A 22,658-nucleotide genomic window follows, 5' to 3' on the forward strand; every position below is an offset into this window, starting at 1 on the left:
TTTGCGGCGGGCGATCGAGGATGCGGCGTACGAGGAACTGGGCTGTGACTATATCGAGTTAAAGAAAGACCGGCGCACTGACAATTTCTACCGTAATTCCGGTTACGCCTCTTATGTGGATTTCTGGAAACAATATCTGGATGAAGGAACCGCAATAAGTCCGAAACTTACAAAGATAAGCCGCAATAATAAAAAACGCGCAGACCATAATTCTCCTTGTTGGGGATCTGCGGATATGGGAGAAGACTGGATCGATGCGTTAGCCGAACTGGGCGGCGATGAGGATTATGCCCGGGATTATCTCTGGCATTGGCAGTATTATCTTAAAGATTCGGCTGATGTGGTTTCCGGATTGATCGGGCTTGAATCGAAAGTCGTGGGATTGCCGGTCAGGGATATTAATACGGTTATTACCATCGAGGTTTTCTGTTATGAGCTTCACCGCTTATATCATCACCCGGGTTTATCCGTGTTAAGTGAGGAAATGCTGGATTATGCGCTTTCCCCTGTCGACGGCGTGGATATTTTTAAATATGAAGTAACGTATAAATTCAACACATCTGAGCCGGTTAATTTTCCTTTAACTTTTGGGTTGCTCCTTGCGGCAAGAACTCCCCGGGAGATGGCTTTATGGATAGGGAGGTTATCGGCACTGCGGCCGGATCTTTGCTGCCAGTGTTTGGCATATATCCCGGAGCTGGTTGAGCATCTTTCCGGAGATATAAAATGGGGGGATTTCAGTGAAGGGTTATCCGGGGATAATTTTAGTTTCCGGTTGAGGTCGTTGCAGCAAAAAGGCGAAAGAATATCCGGGAGTTGTCCTGCGGACGGCGGAAGGGTCGCCGCTAAAGTGGCAAATTGGCAGAATGTCCCGGTAAACATTAAGCTGAAAATCCTGGATTTCTTCATTTTGCCATTGTCCGAATTGAGTATGATAGAGTGTTGGTTTGACACAGACGAATCGGTAAGAATAGACCCGGTATATATGATCTATGAAGGGACAAACAAGCTGGGGATAATGTGGGAAGGAGAGGTGAAAGATACCCAAGGTATGGGCGCGCTTTTTACTGGATTTATCAGCCGGATCGGCGAGATCATAAGTAAATTCCTGCGGCATGCGGCGTTTCCGGAGATGACCGAGAAAGAAGTTGACGCGCTGGAGGCGAAAAAGCATCTCTTGCATATAAAGGCTGTTCTTGCCGGATACGCTTTGGGTAAGCACCCTTATGAGGTTCACCGGATAATTGCCGCCCAGGCCCAGAGGTTGGAGGATACCTGGGGCTTTACCTCGCGCCGGGTGATCAAAATGCCTAAATGGACTAAACACTGGGTTGAGGACAATTATGATATATCCGGTTCCCATGAATGCGTTGAGCAAGCTTATGGTCTTTTTCGCAGAGAGATCAGGCGGGAATTCCCGCAAGTAAAACTGACGTTTGGTCATACCGCATCCTGCACATTCCACACTAACTGGAAGATCAAGACGTTCGAGCCTTATGTAATGGTCCCGGTGGAACATCAAGCCGCGGTTAAAGAATTCATCGATAGTTATATCGCCGGCAAACTGTCAATAGCGGCGGTGATCTCGGAATTTAGGCATGCGGCAGGGCAGTATTGCAATCAGGATTATCTGGGCAAGGAAGGTTTAGAAATCTTTACTGGAGAGAGGCAAAAGGCCGCGCTTTTATCGGCAATAAGCTCTCTTGAAGAGCGAAGTAAAATCACGGTAACAGATGAGGCGTTACGGATAATGATATCGGAAACAGTCAAGTATGGGTTGACTGCCGAAGAGCTTAGAAGGGCTTTGGCCGATCCTAAAGTCTGTAATTATGACAATCCCGGGGATTTTTTGTCGCCTGACGGCGGGGAAGAAGAGATTTCAAGATTGATCGGCGCGTGGATGAGCGATAACAACATAAAAGACATCTCAAAGCTTATAACTTTCATCAGGGATTTTGCGGGAAAAGGGACCTTGTCTTCTTTCTACAGCGTTAATGCCGTTGAGAATATCCTGGAAACCGGCTGCGCTAATTGTCTGGATAGAAGTATTATTATGGTATTCGGAGCGATTACCCTTGGTAAAACGGCGGAAATACTGGTTTTGGAATTTTCCGACAGCAGGAGCAATAAAAATCACGCTTTGGGGATTTTATGCGATAAAGGGAAAAGCATCCCTGTAGAATTAACAGTTAAAAGTAAGGATCCGGATTTTACCGCATATACCAGATGTTCGTATGAAAGGATGCTGGGGTTGCCTCTGGCGAAGGGGTATTTGATAAAACCGGAGGCGGGATTCGTTTCGCAAATAAACCGGGTTTTGAATGGGGATGCGAGTTTTGAGCCGTGTCTTATGTTGGGATCTATTCTGGATGGCGGTAAGCGGATCCCGGTGGCGGAAGGATTAGAGGGATTAAAACTGCTGGTCGGGCAAAAATTATCGGTTAAATGCTTTGCGCCGGTAACTTTATTTTTTGACGGCAGTTCGGGTGTGGGCAAGACGTTTTTTTCCAATAGGATCGTCTGCGATGGGGATAAAGTTGTTCTTTTTCACGCAGATGATTTTATCAGCAGGGACCTGAGTTTTAATTTTCTGCGGCATGACTATGCGTTGATAGCCTGGGCGATTAATACAACGATCAAGCGGAATGAGGCAAGACTTGTGATCCTCGAAGGGTACGATATACTGAAAACCGGCATTGACGCGGATATAAAGGTCAAGATCGTTGCGGATATGGCTACGCGCGCCGACAATATAAGTAATAATTCCTCTCGCTGCGGTTCGTTGGTCAACAGGGTGATGACCTCTGACAAAAGATACGATCTTGTATTGGATAATAGTTTTGAATGCCGGTTGAGCCCTGAATTATCCGTGAATTTCCTTGATGGCGGCCGGGTAATTGACTCGGCAAATAACAATGCCGGCGGAAGTTTTGTTTTTGGCTTAGGCGTTGGGGATAATAATATTATAGTGTATAGTAGCGAATACCTGGATTATCTTATCAGGTTAGAATCGAGAAAGAAAATGTGTGCTCCGGCTATGTGTTTGTCCGAAAAAACCGCGCAGGAAGGGGTTAAACCGAGTCCGGGTTTTTATTATCGGGCGCCAGAACCGGCAAATAACGATCGGGAAATTACGGAACTGTCTTCTTTACTGGAAGGGCTTACTGTTCCGGCTGGAATGCAACAGGGGATAGCGCAGCAGGTTGCGTCTATAAACAGTTTCCCCAGCAATATATAAGAATAAACAGCAGGTCGGTCCGGAGATAAAAATATTCTTGACAAATATACCGAAATATGTTATCTTTTAACAGTAAATTAATAGTTTTGAAAACGCTTTCTTTATAGTTTCAAAAAGTATAAATTAAAGCCACGGAGCCTCAGGTCGAATCTCCATTCACCGCCTGAGAATTTCGTGGCTTTTTATTTAAGGAGAAAGAAGCGGATGGTAAAGAACTGGCAAAAAGTAGGTATGCTGTTAACAACGCAGTGCCTTATTATTTTGGGGGTAGTTTTTGCCAACCCTGTAATCCAAGGTTTCACGATCCCCAGCCAATTAGGCAGCGTCAAAGAGGTTTTTGAGGCTGAAAACTCCCACCTCGGCGCCCCGAAAACTATAATCCAGATCCAGGACGCGCATTGCAACTACGAAGCGCAGAAAAATCTGGCAGGCATCATCGATTACCTGGTCAAAGAAAAGAAACTGCGTTTAATAATGGTCGAGGGCGGATCCGGAGATGTCAGTCTTTCTTACCTGAGGGGTTATACCGATAAAAAAGCCCGGGAAGAAGTGGCGGAAAAATACCTGCGGATGGGGAAAATATCCGGAGAAGAATATCTTAATATTGTCTCCGACTATGACCTGGAACTTTATGGTATCGAGGACCAGGGGCTTTATGATGCCAACCTCAAGGCTTTTTTAGACCTGGAGGCTTACCGCAAAGACGGCTTGGCCGACCTGGAAAACATTTCCGCAGTAATAAAAACCCTCAAACCGCATATCTATAACGCAAAAATTCTTCGCTTTGAACAAACTAAAACCGATTACCAGAATAAGAATATATCCCTGACGGACTATTTGGATTTTCTTCAAGAAGCATTCTTGAAAAGTTATCCCAGTCTTAAGCATTATCCGCATATTCGGGCTTTCCTGGAGAGCAGCAGACTGGAGAAAGAATTGGATTTCAAACTTGCCGAAAACGAACGGAATATTTTTATAAAAGCTCTGGCCAAGATGCTGGATGAGAACGGGGTTAAAGAACTGATTGCCAGGACCCAGGATTTTAAGAACGGCAAGATTACCGCGCAGGATTACTATACCTACCTTAAAGATTCATCAAACAATAAAATCGATATAGCGCAGGATTATTCTCAGCTAAGCAACTATATTCTTTATATAAATACAGGAAAGGATATTGATACTGCTCAGCTTTTGAAAGAGATAGGGGAAATGGAAGAAAAGACCCTGGGAACGCTTTTTTTCAGCGATGAACAACGCAGGTTAAATCAAATCGACAAGCAAGTGAATACGCTCGCGGATTTCCTGAAATTAGACCTTACACCTGAAGAATACGCGGGTTTTGCCAGGAATAAGTCCGAATTTAGCACCTCATCCTGGATCGCTTTTTTGACCGATAGTTGCAATGATTACGGGATCGCTATGCAACCGGCAGCTTCTTCGGTCATAGACGATCATTTGGACCAGTTGGAGGAGTTTTATAGGGTGGGGATGGAACGCGAGAGCGCTTTTTTGAGGAACGTGGCCCAAAAAATGAATTCAACTGAGGATAATATCGCGGTATTGATCACCGGCGGGTTTCATACGCAGGGCGTAAGCAGACTGCTAAAGGATAACGGATATTCTTACGCTGTGGTCACCCCGGCTATAAGCAAGAAAAGCGGATCCGATATTTATTATTCTGTTTTAAGAGGGGACACCGAAGACGCTGAATATATCGAGGAAGATGAAGATTAAAAATGAGACAATCAGTAAAAAAGGGGGAAAAGATGTTCGCAAGAAACGGTAAAACAAGTGTGTTGGTAATGGTTTGTTTTGCAGTAATCGGGATATTCTTATTCGCCAGCATGGCTGCTGCCGGTATAGTCTCATCTTCGAATTTAAGGCCTAAGGCTGTCGGTAATAGCGACGAAGCTAAAGCCATTCAAAGCGACTTATTTATCAATAAAGACGGCGGTTCGCTGGTTACTGGAAAATTCATGGTCCTAAGCCGAGGCAAGGGGCTGGTTGATTATCTGGGTGAAAGAATGATCCAGCGTCTGGCTATTAATAATGGTACTGCCCACGGCAATAACTATGACGCTGACGGTAAACTTATTGAAACACAGATGAATTTGAAGATGACCGCGGCGATCGCCGAAGTTATTAAGGCGTATGGTATACAGATAGTCCAGCACGGCGTGACCGGAACGCCTATTAAAAATCTCCAGGCATTGCGTAATGTCGGGATCAGGGCCGCTCATGTCGGGACCAATTGGCAGAATATTATTTGGGAAACTTTAGTTGCCCAGGCGCAGGCGGGTAATTCGACCGCTAAGTCCATAGTAAACCGGATGATCGATGCGACTATCGCTAAGACTGCGGACGTGGAGAAGAAGTATAAAGTATCCGGCCGAAGCGCAGAAGCCAAGGATAGCGTTTATGTCCCGGGAAAAGACAAGAACCTGGACAAGCTGATCGGTAAAGAATTAAAGATGGTATTAGGTGTTTTCAACGACGAGTTGGTTGCTCTTCCTGATGACTTGATTGCCAAGATTGATGAGGCCACCGAAAAATCCGCTACCGAGCATATGCTGGGTTTCGGTTCTGACGGAACAGCCCAGATGGTAAAGGATGATTATGCGGTTCAGGGGTTGGTTTATCCTGAAGATTTCTCCTCGATCAAAGGATTATATGCCTTTAAGGCGCTCGAAGGAACGGATAAGACGATTATGTGTTGTAATATACGTTCGCCTCTAAGCATTAGGGGTATTATGCGCGCGGCCCAAAAAACAGGCAGCGTGGTTATTTTTCAGCAGGCAATGAGCGAATTCGATTATACCTGGAAAGGCGGCTATGCCCCGGAGAATGCGGCTAAGCTTGCCCGTAATATCAAAGAAGCTGCAAAAAAAGAAAATTTCCACGATTTCATGATTAAGGGCGATCATCTTACGGTTAAAGTTGATGATGCTTTCTTGAAGGATAAGGCGGCGCAGGATGCTGTTGCTGTGGTATTTGAGAAAATATTGGATGAACAGGATGTTTCCAAGCGGGAAGCATTGTTCAACGCTGCATCCAAAGACGAAGTTCTTTTAGCCAATGCCGGCGTAGCTAAAGCAATGAAAGCGGTAAATAAGGCTATGACCTTGATCAAAGAAGAAGTTGCTTCGGATTTCACTGTTTTTGCTTTAGACGCGTCATTTATGCCTACCAGGCTTAATGTCCTGGTCAGCGCTTACCTGGCGGGGTTTATTCCCCAGGATGCAGGTTTGGAAGCTGAAGTTGGCGAGATTGGCGGAAAAGAAAATTCCACGGTTGCCGACGCGTTGGAATTCATTACCGGTATCAGGTTCAAGGAAGAGGTTGTGGTCAGCCAGGGAGTGAAATATTCTCAGCTGGTCGGTCCGAGAAGGATCGGTGTTCTTACCGGCGGCGGACCTGCTTCCGGGCATAACGCGGTGATCGCGGCAATGGTCCGCGAAGCGGAGCAGCGGGGGATCGAGATCGTGGCTATCCCTGAAGGTTGGGCTGGTTTGACCAAGGATGAAGTAGCCGCGCAAGCCAAGGTTATAACTATTAAAGATGTGGAAAAGTGGGGGAAGAAAGGCGGCACAATGCTGGGGACCAGCCGCACCAATCCGTATAAGAAAGAAGGGGACGCCCAGAAGGTTTGGGATAATATCCAGAAGTTAAAGCTTGACGGTCTGGTAACTCTCGGCGGTGATGATACCAACGGGGTTACTTCCAAACTGCAAAAAGAACATCCGGATTACTTATTCATTGGTCTGCCTAAGACCATGGATAATGATATAGCGCTTCCGGAGAGTGACGCGCAGACCTATGGTTTTGACAGCTTTACCGTCAAGGCCTCTGAATCGTTCGAGGCTGGAAAGATTGACGCGCAATCTACCCATAGGATACTGATCGCTGAAGTTTTTGGAAGGGCGGCCGGATTCGTTTCTGCGCGTATCGGGGCCAATATAGGGGCTACCCGCACACTGATCCCTGAAGAATTGGTTGATCTTTCAAAGTTAGTCGAGGATCTGCGCAGCTATTATAAGAATAATAAATACGGGGTTGTTGTGGTTGCCGAAGGGGCAAGCGTCAATGTTGATGGTTTCAAACTGGATGAAAACGGGGAATTGACAGTTGTTAAGCCCGAAGACCCGGATGTAAAATTGTTGCTGGCCGCATTTAAGAGCGATCCTATGGCCAAAGCGGCTTTTATCAAGTCTATGAAAGCCGAGATGGATGATTTTGGCCACAAAAAACTGGAGAATGTCGGTCTTATTGTCGCAGCTGTGGTAAAAACCGCGTTAAAGGCGGATAAGATCGATATTAGCTTCGCCGGTAAAGCGGATTATCTTTTTCGCTCCGCCGATGTTTCCAAATTGGACGCTGAAATGACCACTATGCTGGGGAAGGCCGCTGTGGAGAAGATCGCGGATATCCAGAATGATCAGTTGCTTTACGCTTACAAGGGGCAGATTAAATCCATACCGTTTGCCCGGGAATTAGGCGGAAGGGTCCTGGATTACAAAGGCGCCCATAAAGATGAATATATGTTGGCCAACCTGGCGCTTATTGATGAAAAAACTGAAATAACGCTTTCGGATGCATCGGTTAATGAGGACTTGTTCCAGGCAGCGGTTAGAAACTTAAAAGGACTTAACCCGGGCGAATTAATGACTCTGAGTTTTTCGGAGATGAAGGTTTTGTTATGGAAGCTTAATAGCCTTGATCAAGAAACCGGGGACAATCAGGAAGTAGTTCAGTCTGTCAGAAGGATTCTGCATAGGATAGACGACAGGCAGATAGAACAGGTCAAGAAATTTGCCAATATCGGCGTGTTTGCCCGAGAAAATACTGCGTATAACCTGGAATCAGTGCTTAAGGATGACAATATCCTGGTTATCGCGGCTAACGCGCTTATTTTTCGCGCCGGAGCCTTTGCCGAATTCTATCATAATTGGGAGCCGGGAGTTAACCTCGCGGCGATCAAGTCTATGAAAGGCGGCAAAGAAGCTACTGCCGAGGAATTTGTCCGGCAGAACAGCCGTTATAACGGACCTTTTAGCCCGTATCAGTTAAAAGGTTTGCGCGTGCTTAAGGATGAACGCCGGGTGATTGATGGTGTCGCTGTTAATTTCATTTTCGTGCCCGCGGATAAGAATATCGGAAGGCCGGATATCAAGATACCATATTTCGGCCCGGAAACAACTAACCAGCAGGTGCTTGATACTATGAAGGCCTTAGGTTTAGAGTTGGATGTCATGGCCTATTACGGCCCGACCAGCGAAACGGTTCAGCCCAGGATATTCAAGGAGTTCATTGAGGCTGGATTGCCTGTTGTAGCAGCTTCTCCGGTCAACACCGACGCTGTAAAAAATATGCTCAAAGCTAAGTTTCAGCAGGAAGGTGTTGCGGATGATATGCTGGATGAAGCGGTGAGTAAGGCTTTTAAGGAAGGTTTGTATTCCGCTACCCGTAAAGAAATCGGCGCGGATGTCAAGATCGTGGATACTTTAAGCTGCACTTCCAATGCCATGATTTCGGTTATTAAAGCAATGTGGGATAAGTTCGGTATCGATCATGGTACCGGCCTGACTATTCATTCCCAGACTGATTCCAATGAGACTTTCCCGATGAAAAGCGGCAGGGCCAGGGATCCCCTGGATATCGCCCGCGGCGATTCCATCCGTGACAACATAATCCCTGCTTCAACCGGCGCAAAAAAGAACCTCTTTAAGATGATCCCGGAATTAAAAGGCAGGTTCGAGATCACCGCTGTTCGCACCGGTACTGTTTCGGCTTCGACCTGGGAGATGACCATGGACCTTAAGACTGAAGTGACCAGGGATGATGTCCTTGCGGCTTTAAAGGATTTCGCCCTGAATAAGACCGACGGGGTGGTGAAATTTCACGAAGGAGACCCGGACAGGAATCCCGGGCCTCTGGACGCCAACGCCGTGGTCGGCTGGAATAATGTTTCTATTATCGACAGTTTATTGATCAATGTTCTGGATAATAAGAAAACAGTGACTATTAAAGGTTTGTATGATAACCAATCAGCGGCGCCGAATCAAATGGTTTCTAAATGGTCGCCGTGGATGGTTGACGGTTTAAGGCTGCGCCAGATAGTCGGCGAAAAGAACAGCAAAAAGCTGAACAAAGCCGAAGCTGTAGCGTATGCCAAACTCAACGCCGGTTATGCCGGCCTGCTTAAAGCCGTAAGCGCGGTAAAAACCAGCGGAGCTCTGGTGGTCAGCGCTGACGTGGTCTTAAAGAACGCCGGGACGCTTTCATCGCTCAAAGCCTTGAAAGAATCAGGCGCTCTTATTGAGATCATTGTCCAGGCGAACAACAAGGCTGTCGCTGATAAAATGGTATCAATGGGCGTTGAACAATTCGCGAGCATTCAGTTCAAGCAGGTTAACGCGATAGTAGAAGAGTTGAATACCAAAGGTATAACTGATGAAAGAATAGTAGTGCTTAAGACCAAAGCTGAATCGAAAGAAGAAGTCAAGAATACCGTCAAGGTGGTCAATGTCGGCGAAGCTAAAGTCGCCGAATCTTCTGTTAATGCCATGTCGATAGCAGTGGCAAAGGCAGTAACCACCGTGTTGCAGGATAATACGGAGGTTGTTGATCAATATCAGCAGATGGCGAAGAATTACGCCGAAGCTAACGACGTCGAGCTAAGCAAACTGGAAGATCTGACCAGCCAGATCTCGGATATGCCGCTGGTTAAGGTGAGCGAAGAAGTGGTCAAGGCTCAGGTTACTTACGAAGAAACTGTAAACAAGATCTAACATTCTCAAGACCCGGTCTTGCATCCCAATGAGTCCTAATGGGTTGCAAGACCGGGTCTTGAACATGTCTTTATATGAATAAGATAAATCCGTTTCAATTTAAAAACCGCAACAGGCAGAAGTTGTAATTTAATTCAAATCATCAACCGGAGGGAAAAATGTTCGTAAGGTTATCCCAAAACAACCTGTTCAGGAAGATCGTCGGCATTCTTATTCTTTTACAATTTTCAGCCGGTTTTGCCGTGATTAGGGGTTATGCTGCTCCCGGAAATTTGCGGCCTGCCGCCGTCAAACAGGATGGTTCCCGGTCCGGGACTATCCAGAATTCGCTTGACGCGGCCAGCCTGGATAAGGTTATAAAAACCCCGGTCATTCATAAGGACGGCGGTATAACCGGCCAGGATGTTTTTAAGAATATCCTTGGCGAATACCGTGTTTCCTCCACGATAAACAATCTCGCTTTCGGGACGTTCGTCCAGGGGCAGATCGACCTTAGTTCGGTTCAGAACCGGGAAGCGCTGGTCAATAATTTCGGGGAGATTAAGAGCAAAGATCGTTTTTTTACCCTTGAATACGCGGGAATTCCGCTTGCCCTGGTCAAGAAGGCCGAAACCGGAGAAATTACCGTCAAGAAAGTAGTCGAAGACATTGCTTCGATCCCGCTCAACATCCTTTCCGACAATGCCGAAAAGCTCAAAACCGAAGGTGTTACTTCCTCGGATATCCTGGTCCGCGATTTTCTTATCCTTGAAAAAAGGTCGCGTATCGACATCACTCAGTGCATGACCGTAGAGTTTGGCGAGCTGCGCGACTACGTATACAATCTGGCTAAAAATGTCGGCCAGGAAAAGGCACTGGAGATGGCATCGGCGTTTGCGGGTAAGGCTACCGTTGACGAGGCTATGGCGGAAGTCGGCGAGAAAGCTAAGCAGTTAGGCCGCGACCAAGCGAAGGACACAGGTCTGGCGCTGGCCGGCGGTAAGGGTTTGAGCCTTTCGGTCATGAGCCGCGTGGTTGACGTGCCGCCTGGTTTGAACGTTACTACTACCGCGTATTTTAAGTTCGTCAAAGATAATAAACAGGTCTGGGAGAAGATCTTTAATGAGCTGCAGACCTTGGATACTATGGATGACCAGAAGCGCGACGTTGTCACTTCGGAGATCCGCGATGTCATTAAAAGCGCGCCGATACCCGAAGACATCAAGGCTGAGGTAACAGCAATGTACCACCAGCTAAGCGTTATCCGTTTTCTTGCCGGTAAACCTTCGCCCGCTCCGGTGGCTGTCCGCTCTTCCGGCACCAAAGAGGATATTCACGTTAAAACCTGGCTGCCGGTTTCCACCGGTTCCCAGGCCGGCCAGTCGGATACATTCCTTAATGTTAAGGGCGAACGGGATGTCCTGGATAAATTACGCGCCGATTGGGCGTCTTTATTTACCGATCGCGCGGTCAGCTACCGTGATGACGCCACCTTCTTGCAGTTCTCTGGAGCCATCGATTTTAACGGTAAGACTTCTCAGGATGTCTATTGGGGGATCGTGGCGAAGCTTCGGGAATACTCCAAGAAACTGGATAAGCCTGAATATAACGTGTACGCTGACTTAATGAGTAAAGTCACCAGCCCTAACCCTGGGTCGGTGAGCCTGATGAACGCCATGGAGGAGATCCTGAGACAGGAATCGAATCCGGAGATGTCCAATGCCCTTGCCGTTCTGAAGAAGAAAGCAGAGGAGGTTGTGCATCCCGAACAGATCGGTATCGACGTTGTGATCATGCAGATGGCTAAGAGTTATCTTGCCGGCGTGCTTTTTACCGTCAATCCGGCGACCAAGATGGCCGGTGTGGCCCAGTCGTTATACAAGTCATGGTATATGGGTGATGATTCGCTCGTGTACCGCGACGCGAAGACCGATATTATCCAGGGAACCAGGCCCATAGTGGTGAGCTTTGATGTGGCCTTCGGCTACGGCGAGAACGTAGTCGGCGGCAAGGTAAACCCGGACAAGTTCATTATGGGCACCTACGACGGCGAGAGCTGGTTTGTTATCGAGAAAAGCAAAGGCAATAAACTTATTCAGATGAAGGACGTGGAAGAAGTCATCGATCTCCTCAAAGACAAGATATCGGAAAAGGGCCAGCGGCAGCTCGCTATGACCGTGAAAGACGCGATCGCGTATGATGAGGTCGGCAAGCGGATCAACGGCATTATGGCGACCAAACTCTACGGTATCAAGTATCTTAAGGCGCTTGAGGGTAAAGAGGAAAGCGATAAAGACAAGAAGGCCCGCGTACAGGCTATCGCCAATGAGATTGCCGACATGGTCAAGAATAAGGTTTCCGAGGATGAAGTTGTCGCGTTCATCAAGGGTAACTTTGAGGTCGTTAACCGGAAGGGCTATAAAGGCATTCAGGAAATGGCGCTTTCGGGAGTGGTCAGGGAAGTGTTTGAGAAAGTCCAACAGGCCCAGGCTGAGACCGACCGGGGTATGTTTAAACTCTCAAAGCAGCTCGGCGATATGGGAAAGGCCGATACGCTTATCCATATGATCAAGGAGGTTTGGGAGAATAAGGAATTTACTCTTTCCGACCGCCAGGCGATTCTTGACAAACTGAACCTTACCAACCAGGAATTGCGTAATATGAGTTACCTTATCCGCGCGCTGGTGGATAATAGCTTTACTTCAAATTATGAGACTACTTTAACCCACCAGGATACCTTTACTATGACCGATGATCAGGCCCAGTATGTGGCGCGTATGGGTTGGGCGATCACCGAATATTATAAGGATGCCCGAGATATAGAGTATGCCATCGAGATAGATAAAACCGCTTCTTCCGACAAAGCGGTGAGGCTTTACGTTGTGGACGACCTGGGCAATGTCCAGGGAATGGACAATAATGGCAACCTGGTAACGGTGAAGTCCGAAAAGGATAAAGCGCGTATAAAAGAAGCGAAGCTGCGCCTGTATAACGTGCAGGCCCGTCCGTATACCGCGGAATACTTGAAGGTGGATGTAATGCGCGCCCGGACCGAAGCGGATGAAAAGTGGCTTGAGGAGAATTCTCCTAAAGCGATTGCCAGCGGGACTAAGGGAGAGAACGCGACGCAGGGTTATGTGCTGGTGTTCGATCCTAACAAAGACGTTGCCTGGCACGCGGACCAGATCCGTCGTTTGAAAGCCGGAGATTTTACTGCGGAGGAAAAAGCCCAGATCATGGCTATGGGGTTTAATCCCGAAGAGTATGGTTCAGGCAAAGAAAAGCAATTGTCGGTTATTCTTTATCTGCTTGAAGCTGACCCGAATCATGATCCGATCATGCGCCTGGTTGATTCGGTTGTTACTATCCGCGGCGGCGATACCTGCCACGCGGCTATCTTTTGCCGTGAACAAGGGATCCCTGCGGTCACCGGCGCGGGCAAGGTTATACTCAACGGCCAATTGCTTAAGACCGGTGACGCGGTTACCGTTGATGCTAATAACGGGAATATTTACGAAATGCCCGCTGATGCCGGAGCGCGCATTCCGATCAACTACGTGAAATTCAAGATTAAACCGTATGGCATCCCCGGCGACGACGACAATATGCCGTATCCGGGCATCGGCCAGATCATCGCCGCGGCAAGTGCCGCTCAGCAGAACTCGCCTATTATGCTTGCGGTTGACGCGGTCGGTAACTCGCTGACCCGCGCCGAGTTCAAAGGCGAAGAGATCGGTATCAACGTTTACGCCGGCTATGGCCATTATCTTTTACAGCAGATCAAGGCCGGAAAAATAAAGGAGCCAGTGAGGGTGCGTGTCCAGGAATTGATCCAGGGCAAGGTTCCCGGCGCAAAGAGGTTCGTGGACAATATTGAAAATGTTATGGCAGGCGCTTTTGCCAAGGATCCCGCCGCGCGTTCGGCATATCGCGACATTATGGGTAAGGATTTCAATAAGGCGGATAGCCTGCAATTGCTGGAGTTTTTCGATTTGAAGAGCGACATTGAGCTGTATGGATTGGATGCGCTTAAACTGGTAAAACAGCAGGTTGATATTCTTGATCTCGTTCCCCGGCTTCCGGAGAATATGTATCAGACGCTTGAATATCTTTATGGCGCCACTCAGCGCAGGCTCAACTATGATTATAATATTATCGCCGATCTTCAGAACCATCCGTGGATACTGAAAGAAGTCGATTCTAAACTCGCGGAAAAGGGTTACGCGACGTTCAAGGAATACATCACTAACGAATTCCTGTATTTTTACAATTTGATGGGTTTTACCATTGCGCCCGATCAGACCGCCAAGAACAGGGCTTACGATTTCGCCCAGGATAAGATCCGCGGCATGCCCGGTTCCGAGGTTTTTTCCTGGCCCGGAGTCAATCCGTTGGTCGGTTTGCGCGGTACGTCGTTGGAGATCGAGGCCTTTGACGAAGATTTCGGCGGCAATCAGCTGGTATTGGATTTTCTTTTTGATTCCGTGATCCAGGCGCACCAGAATACCGGTAACCAAGCCTGGTTTTATGTGTTTGTCCGTTCTTCCCGGGAGTTAGAGACCCTGGATAAGATCATTGAGCACAAGGCTAAGCAGACCGGGAAGCTTCCGAAAGAGATCGGGATCATGATCGAAGTTCCCAGTGCCGCTTTGGTGGCTGATGAGCTTGCTGTTAAGATGTCCGAGATGGAGAAAAAATATAAGAAGTATGGCGTTGAGCATACTTTCTTTTCCTTCGGCACTAACGACTATTCGCATCTTGCTGGTATGGGTGACCGTGAAGACCCGCGAATGAAACTCAAGATTATGGATCCCGCAGCGATCGAAGCGATCGGCGAGATGAAAGCAGCGGGGTATTATTATGATGATGCTGCTAAAGTGCTTCCGTTGATTGATGAAGGCGCTGATGTTATGCAGCAGCTTATGGAAACAGTGGTTGCTGCGGCTAATGGTTCAAGCGTGGCTACCTCGCTTTGCGGCGAGGCGATCACCGCCCTGGTTAACCGCGGGGATTATGAGACCGCAGGCAAGATAATGGCGCTTCTGGATTCTTTCGGCGTGAGCATGATGAAAGTCCGCCTCGCAGCTTCAATGACGCGCGTGGACACCATGGCGGCTACCAAAGGGATCACCATTCCGGAAGCCGGACGTTCGATCCTGTTCGATTTGTCTGCCGGCGAGGTGAAACAGAAAAAGGGCGTCATCAAGGGCGAGATAATATTCGTTGATAATGCCGATGATCTCGTCCCGAACGTCCTTAAAGGCCTTCAGGGTCCGGAGCTGACGAAAAAGAAAGAGATGTTCAAGCTCCAGAGCCTGGAAAACGCCCGTTCGACTATGCGTACCTTCAATAAGATCGTAATTATCACTAAAAACCTCGTTGCTCAGCAGGAGCCTGAGTTGGTCGCGGAGATGGGCAAAGCCGCATTCAGCAAGTTTGTCAATGACGGCCTGCTTAAAGATATCGGTAATGGGCAGTATGTCTGGACGAATCTGGGTGTAAAGACGGAGAAGTTCAACCAGGAATTGACAATTCAAGGTTTCTCTGAAAAAGAACGTAAAGCTATTGAAGGTTTGTGGCAGAAGGCCTGGGATAACAGCATTGAAGGGCTTGAGCGCCGCGGAATTGATTGGGATGATCTACAATATGCCAAGGCTATAATCGTTGATGCGGACGTTAACCTTGATGGCTGGGATGTGTTCCGCAAGGACAAGAGTATTATTCCGACCCGTATCAAGGCTACGGTCAAAGGTATAAGCTCCCGCCGTGCGGAGTTAGAAGGGCAATTGGCAACTATAGATTACGCCGCTAAGAAGGTCTACAAGGATTTTCTCAGCGTGGAAAAGATCGCTGCCGTCCTGCGCAGTCTTCCTATCCCAGCGGAAAAGCCTATGATAACTACGCAATCGGCTGTCGCGGAGAACGCCAACAGTGTATACCAGAAGATCGGGTATCATCCTAAGCTCCTTCTTGCCTATGAGCGGAATGCTGTGAATGAACTTGGAAAGATATTCGAGGAATATGTAGGCAAGCTGGTTGAAGAAGTTGAAAAAGTTACTCAGGAGACCGACGTTCAGAAACGCGTATGGCTTTTACAGAAACTGCAGAATAAAGTTGGCGGGCTTGCGGAACCGATGATCAAATCGTTTATGAGCGATGTGCTTTCCGAGGCCATGCGCACAGGTGCGGTAACGCTGCCGGATAACTGGAACAAGAAGCTTTGGGAGGCCTATCGCAGCGACCTGGAAAGCGAGATCAGTAAGATCCTTAACGGAAAGACGGTTGAGCAGTATTTTATCGCGCAGTTCAGCGAACAGATGAAGGAAGTGCTCTCCGCCAACAAAGGGGCATTGGTTGTCCATCTTTTGGGAAGCCTCAACTGTGTTGATTTCTTTAATATGAAAGGCGGTTTCCTGGTTGAACAGGTCAATCCCAACCCTGATTACGGCATTCTTGGAGCGGCGCGCGCAATAGGGGATATGTGGGAGATAAACCGCATGGAATTGTCCGCTTTTAAGGCGGTATGGGATAATCTGCCGGTTGACCAGCGCGGTAATTTTGGCCTGCAGATCACCAATCTCAAAGGCACCCAGTCCGGCGCGGTGGTGATCGGCTGGCGTAATATTCTGAAACAAACCGGTATTATCCCGGGGCAAGACGGTTTGCAGGTTGGCGTCAATATCGTCACTCCGGCGGATAGCATCGCTGCGGATAAGTATTTTGAGTACTTTAATACGCTCGGAAGCGGGTTAAGTTTTATCTCATATGATGCGTTGAAGCTTGGCGCTGCCTGGGCCGGCGTGGATATTTTTTGGAAGGAATGGAGGAGGCTGGCTAAGGAAGATGAGTTGTTGAGGTTCGGCGTCATGACCGGCTGGATGGCGGAAGCCAAGGCTCTGAGGTTCGGCGGCAAAGTCCTTTCCTTTGATATTTCTGACGAAGCCAAACAGACTGACGGCGGCGCTGAGGTTGTGCCTTACCGGGTAGTGGTGGAGAATCTCTTCCGGGGGATCATTAAGAAATATGATGCTTTGGATAACGGCCAAGCTCTTTCTCTCGAAAAAGAAGAGTTGGAGGCAATACTCTGGATCTTGAATTCTTCTCCTTTTGAGAATATGTCAAGCCCGTTTGCCGCGATCAAGAGTATGAAGAATATCAGGAATGTGATCGAAAGGCTCAGCGATGACCAAAAGAAGGCCCTAAGTGTACTTTCACAGGGCTTGGTTTTTGTCAATCACGGGCTGGATAAAAAGGTGGCGGCATTGCTCGTAGACAAGAAGTTGCTCGACACCGCATATGAATCCGACACGGCGGTATATAAAGGGTTGAACAGCGGTTTTGACAGCTTCGCCAATGCCTTGAAAGAGGTTAAGAATGCCGAGGGCGCTTTAGTGGTTAGCGCAAATGCTGTGTTGAATAACGCCGGAACGCTGAGAGTCCTGAGAGAAATAAAAGAAACCGGGCTGACCTTGGAAATAATCGTCCGGGCTGATACGGAAGATCAGGTGAATAAGCTGATTGCCCTTCGGGCAGACGAAGTCGCGACTATCCAGGCCAAGCGGCTGTCAGTTGTGCTCAGCGGCTTGAAGAACGCGGGTATAACCGATGGCAAGATAGTGGTGATTAAAGGCAAAGAAGAAGTAAAAGACGCGGTAGAAGCCGGCGTAAAGGTCGTAGAGATCTCCATGCCTAAAACAGAGGAGTCCAGTATCAACTCCATGGCCTTAGTTGCGGCAAAAGCGGTAATCATAGTGTTAAATGGTGAAGAAACGGTTGCCGCGCAATACCGGGAAATGGCGGTAAAATACGCCGCAGATAACAGCGTAACCTCTGAAGAATTGGATGATCTGCAGGACCTGACCAGCCAGATCTCGGAGATACCCATGGCCAAGGTCAGCGAAGAAGTCGCTAAGGCGCAGGCCACTTATGAGGAGACTATAAGCAAGATATAATATATTGAGGCCGGGTCTTGTAACCGATTCAAACGCAAGGGAATACAAGACCGGGTCTTGATAATTAGAGGAGGGAAAAGATGTCCAGGCCGTCTAAAAACAATAGTATCTCTAAAATAATTTCCGGCGTTGTGATCGCGCAATTTATCATGAGCAGTATAGCCCTGCGCGGTTATGCCGGCACAGACAATTTAAGGCCGGCTCCGGTCAAAGATTCCGACCGGATAAGCGTTCTGGCCGATGAATTGCAGAAAGACGGCGGCAAACTGGCTGAATGGATCCATATCTTAGCGGAAAATACAATTGTGGGCGATGCCGCTAAAGGTTCGAACGTCGGCATGGTCATACGGCTGGGAAAGCTTGTTGAAGAGAATATATCCGGGTCCATATTAGGGCATTCGGCAAACCGGAAGGCGTATATAAAGGAAGTGGGCGCTCAAATCGCTGAAGGGCTGCGTTTGACCGGAATGGAAGAAAAGGCGATCGCGGCTGCCAGCCGCAAGATAGCTTTTTCCAGATACGATAACATCATGAATCACCGGATCCAGGCGATGTTTCAAGCAGGGATCAGGGAGATCTGCCTTTGCGTAGGCAGTGATAAGGATAAGCTCACCGTTGAGGAAGAGATATCGGATGTGCTTGCGCAGTTGCAGGTGTCTTTTGCCGATGTCTCTTTGGAACAAATAAAAAAGATAATTTTCCACGTGGCTTGGGAGCCTGCGGCGAATATCGGCACCGGTACTGCTGTCGGTCCGGAAAAGATCAAGCTGGTCCATCAGGCTATCTATGAATTCTTTGCCGAGAAGTATAATACACCCTCCGGGTATATCGGCGATGTTTGGGGGAAGTCATTGAAAATACTTTACGGCGCAAGCGTTGACGGAAAGAACGTCGACGGCATAATGGCGGTGAAAGAGGATAAAGGCATGGCTTTGGTGCACGGCGTGTTATTCGCTTCTTCGGGTAAAAAGGCCGATGGCTTCCTGGCTGTGGCCGAGGGGGTTAGCCGCGCCGCGGAAAGGGATAACGCCCAGTATGTCTGTTTTGTCAACCTTAAGGAATTCGCCAGGGCTGAGAAAGATGAGGCTTTGACTTTTGTCGTCGAGATCGTCCGGGCCATTGCTTTAGGACGGATCGATCCCCGGCATACCATTCTGGCGATCGCTGACCAGGATGTACATCTAAAGGAGTGGCAGGACGCGATCGTCGGCAGAAGCGTTTCGATGTCGGACGGCGGATACGCGTATGTTGAAGGAACGAACTTTAAGGACAAGAATGTGCTTTTTCGCCCGGATTATAACACTCCGGCTTCGGTAAAGACCGATGATCAGGGTAATGTTTTGTCGATCAAAATATCCGACGCAAGCAGGATCGTTGATTCCTTCCCGGCTTTGACCAAGATCCTGAAAGATAAGCCAAAACATGTGGTTGTCGTTGTCCATTTCGAACCTAAGGTGTTGAATCCCGCGACCGGTAAGAAAGACAAGAAAAATCTGTCTACTAAAGTCACAGCGGACAAACTTAAAGAATTGCTGCCGGCGGAATATAAAGATAAGGTAATATTCCTGGCTGATTCAGTCAATGACAATGGGATTGCCGCCGAAGCAATGCGGGCTATAGAAAGTTATACTGATTCCGAGATCATCGTATTGGAAAATATCCGTTTTGCCAAAGGCGAAAAGAAAGGTGCCCCCGAGCTTAATGATCCTAAAGGTGTAGCTTTACGCAAACAGCTTTCAGGATTAGCGGACGAATATGTGGTGGATGCCTTGGGTAATATTCATCGCGCCCACGCATCAATGCTGCCTTTGCCCGGGGTGCATAAAGTCATGGGCAGTCTTGTGGAAAAAGAGATTAAAGTGTTCAACCGGATACTTAACCCGGCGCATCCTTATGCCGGGGTTAACGGCGGTAATAAGGTTGAAGATAAAGTGGATACCATGGATGTGTCTTTGTCGACGATGCAGGAAGGCGACGCGATCATCATCGGCGGGGCTATGGCCTACACTTTTTTAAAGGCGCAGGATCCAACATTGAAATTGGGCAAATCACTTGTTCAGGCGGATAAAGTTGATCTGGCTAAGACTATACTTGAGAAGGCCGCCCGGAAGAAGGTGCGGATAATCCTTCCAGTGGACCATCGCATCTCGGATAAACTCGCTCCCGGAGCAGCAGAATTGGTTACTGAGGGGCTGGAAGTGCCGGATGGGTACATGGCGGTAGATATCGGACCCAAGACTGAAAAAATAGTCGCCGAGGTCTTAAGTAATGCCCAGACCGCTTTTTGGAACGGCCCAATGGGCGCGTTCGAGGATGAGGCTGGTGGTTTTAATAAGGGGACTTATACGGTTGCCAGGGAACTGCAGAAAATGGGCAGGTCCGGACGCCTGGCCGGTATCGGCGGCGGGGAGACACGTATGGCAGCAATTAAGGCCGGGGTTACCGATGCTGACGGCGTGTTCATGTCCAGCGGCGGCGGTTCCACGCAGGAATATTTCGCCAAGAAAGGCAATCTCCCGGTGATCAAGAATCTGGAGAATGACGAAACCGCCCAGAAAAATCTCGTCCTCGCGGGGAAATTGGGGGTAGAACCCGCGGATCTGGCGCGTTTTGAAGCGGCAGACAGCAGTATTTATAATGCCTTGGGAGATAAACTTTTCAACGGCTATATATCTCAGGTCAGAAGGTTGCTTCCCAGGTTTTCGACAGGCCAGAAATTAAACGGCGCTCTGTCCAAAGCAGAGGTCTCTGCGGAGGTGATTAAAGATTCGCGCGGAAACAATACTGTCCGGGCAACTTTAAAGATCGGGGATATTGTTACTGTCGGCGAAGTCCCTGCAGGCGCTTCCAAAGGGGCAGCTGAGGCTTTTGCTTTTCCGCCGAAGGAAATAGATAGGGCGATCGCCAACGTGGCGAAGATCCAGGAGATACTTAAGAACAGCGGCCTGGATATAAGCAAACACAGCGATCTGCGCAAGACGGAACAATTGATCATTGCCGCGGCCGGTGAAAACTTCGCGACACTGGGCGCGAACGCCACAGTCCCTATTTCCTGGGCCTTGTGGAGGATGGCGGCAGCGTTGAATAATATGGAACTCTGGGAATACATCCGGATCAATGAGCCGGGAGTTGTCGGTAATGATCCGGTTTATTTCTATATGAACATATATAACGGCGGGCTGCACGCTTCCGGAGGCGACGCTTCGGTATTGGGTACAGTTTGGACCGAATTCCAGGAGATGCTGATCGTGCCCGTGGGCGCTAAAACTCACGCCGAAGGCGTGGCTATGGGAGATAAGATCGACCAGGAATTGAAGAAAATACTGAAAGGTAAATTCGCGGAAGCGGATATAATGCGTAAAGATGAAGCTGGTTTCGCGGTCAAAGGCCTGGGAAAAAGCGAAGACGCGATCGCTTATGTGGTACAGGCGATCAGGAACGCCGGCTATGAGCCCGGTAAAGACGTAAAGCTGGCTTTGGATGTCGCCGCGACCTCTTTCTACGACGAGAAAGAGAATATATACAAGTTCCAGGGCCAGAAATTGACCTCAGCCGAGATGGTCGATTTTTACGTCAAACTGGTAAAGCAATATGACGGCCTGTTCCTTTCTATAGAAGACGGCCTGGCTGAAGAAGATTGGCAGGGATGGGTAGAGCTAACCGCGGCTATGAAAGAAAAAGGCGTCCTGACTATAGGCGATGATCTGTACGTTACCCAGCACGGCCGGTTGAACAAAGGGCTGGCGATGAACGCGGCTACAGCGATCCTGATCAAGGTTAATCAAAATGGGACCCTGGGCGGAACTATCGATGTTATGAAGACCGCCAAGGCCAATGGCATTAAAGCTGTGGTATCGCACCGTTCCGGAGAAACTCTGGATGCCGGGATCGCGGATCTGGCTTACGCAACCCGGGCGTTCGGGCTTAAAACCGGGGATCCTCAACCTTTGGTTGATTTCCAGAATCCGAACGAACTGGTGCGCCGGGCTAAGTATGACAGGATGATCGAGATCCAGAAACAAGAAAACATCCAAAATGACCCGGCATTATCCAGGCCTAAAGCGCTGTTGATCAATGCGGATTTTTTCAAATCCGGCGCGGTTAAGAACGCTGTGGCGGAAATAGCGAGATTAAACGGGAATATCAATGTGGTGATCTACGGAGATAATGCCGAAAAGCTAAAGACGCTGGTAGGAAATCCCGATATTATCGCGGTGCGGAGTTTGACTGCAGCTGTCTCTGAAATAGCTAACCGCGGGGTAAAATCTTCTCAGGATGCCGTTATTTTGACGCCTATGCCGTATAGCTCGGAAACGTTTATTGTTCAAATCCGCAGCGGAGAAATAAGCACGCTGGCTTTGGCCAAGGCGGTAAAGCAGTTATTCAAGAACGACCGGATCACCGCGGCTATGGATGAATTCTATAAATCGCTGGTTGATAACAAAGTGGTTTCCGAGCAGGACTACATAAATACAAGGGAAAAAATCCTAACGGATCTGATCGACGGTGTTTACAACCTGGGTGAGATTAAGTTGACAAAACAGGTATCTGATGTTATAGAAAAGGAGCGGCTGGTAACCGAAGAGTTCGTGGGTAAAGTGTAATTACCGCAGCTGATATAAAATGTTCTTTTAGAGGCCTCTGGAGAATTCCTATAAAGGATTATATCAGAGGCCTCTGATCTTTTGGGGCCCGAATGAA

The 22,658-nt window shown here is 48.3% G+C and carries 5 protein-coding genes; all 5 read left to right on the top strand.

The annotated features are described in order from the left end of the window. The coding region (locus M0R35_01030) for a hypothetical protein (GenBank protein ID MCK9594244.1) at positions 1-3,238 on the top strand (3,238 nt) is incomplete at its 5' end. A gap of 204 nt (positions 3,239-3,442) precedes the next feature. Then, positions 3,443-4,972: a hypothetical protein gene (locus M0R35_01035; protein MCK9594245.1), complete on the top strand. Its 1,530-nt coding sequence runs from the start codon at positions 3,443-3,445 to the stop codon at positions 4,970-4,972. Between the two features lie 32 nt (positions 4,973-5,004). After that, entirely contained in the window at positions 5,005-10,026 is a 5,022-nt protein-coding gene (locus M0R35_01040; protein MCK9594246.1) for a 6-phosphofructokinase, read from the top strand. Between the two features lie 158 nt (positions 10,027-10,184). Next, positions 10,185-17,957: a PEP-utilizing enzyme gene (locus M0R35_01045; protein MCK9594247.1), complete on the top strand. Its 7,773-nt coding sequence runs from the start codon at positions 10,185-10,187 to the stop codon at positions 17,955-17,957. Between the two features lie 80 nt (positions 17,958-18,037). After that, on the top strand, positions 18,038-22,561 hold the full coding sequence (gene pgk, locus M0R35_01050; GenBank protein MCK9594248.1) for a phosphoglycerate kinase: 4,524 nt from the start codon (positions 18,038-18,040) through the stop codon (positions 22,559-22,561). Positions 22,562-22,658: the final 97 nt, after the last annotated feature.

Source organism: Candidatus Omnitrophota bacterium (assembly GCA_023227985.1).
Classification (GTDB): Bacteria; Omnitrophota; Gorgyraeia; order Gygaellales; family Profunditerraquicolaceae; genus JALOCB01.

Bases quoted from the DNA above. Each gene is read 5' to 3' on its own strand.
- M0R35_01035 (MCK9594245.1), top strand. From the start codon at position 3,443: ATGGTAAAGAACTGGCAAAAAGTAGGTATGCTGTTAACAACGCAGTGC.
- M0R35_01040 (MCK9594246.1), top strand. From the start codon at position 5,005: ATGTTCGCAAGAAACGGTAAAACAAGTGTGTTGGTAATGGTTTGTTTT.
- M0R35_01045 (MCK9594247.1), top strand. From the start codon at position 10,185: ATGTTCGTAAGGTTATCCCAAAACAACCTGTTCAGGAAGATCGTCGGC.
- pgk (MCK9594248.1), top strand. From the start codon at position 18,038: ATGTCCAGGCCGTCTAAAAACAATAGTATCTCTAAAATAATTTCCGGC.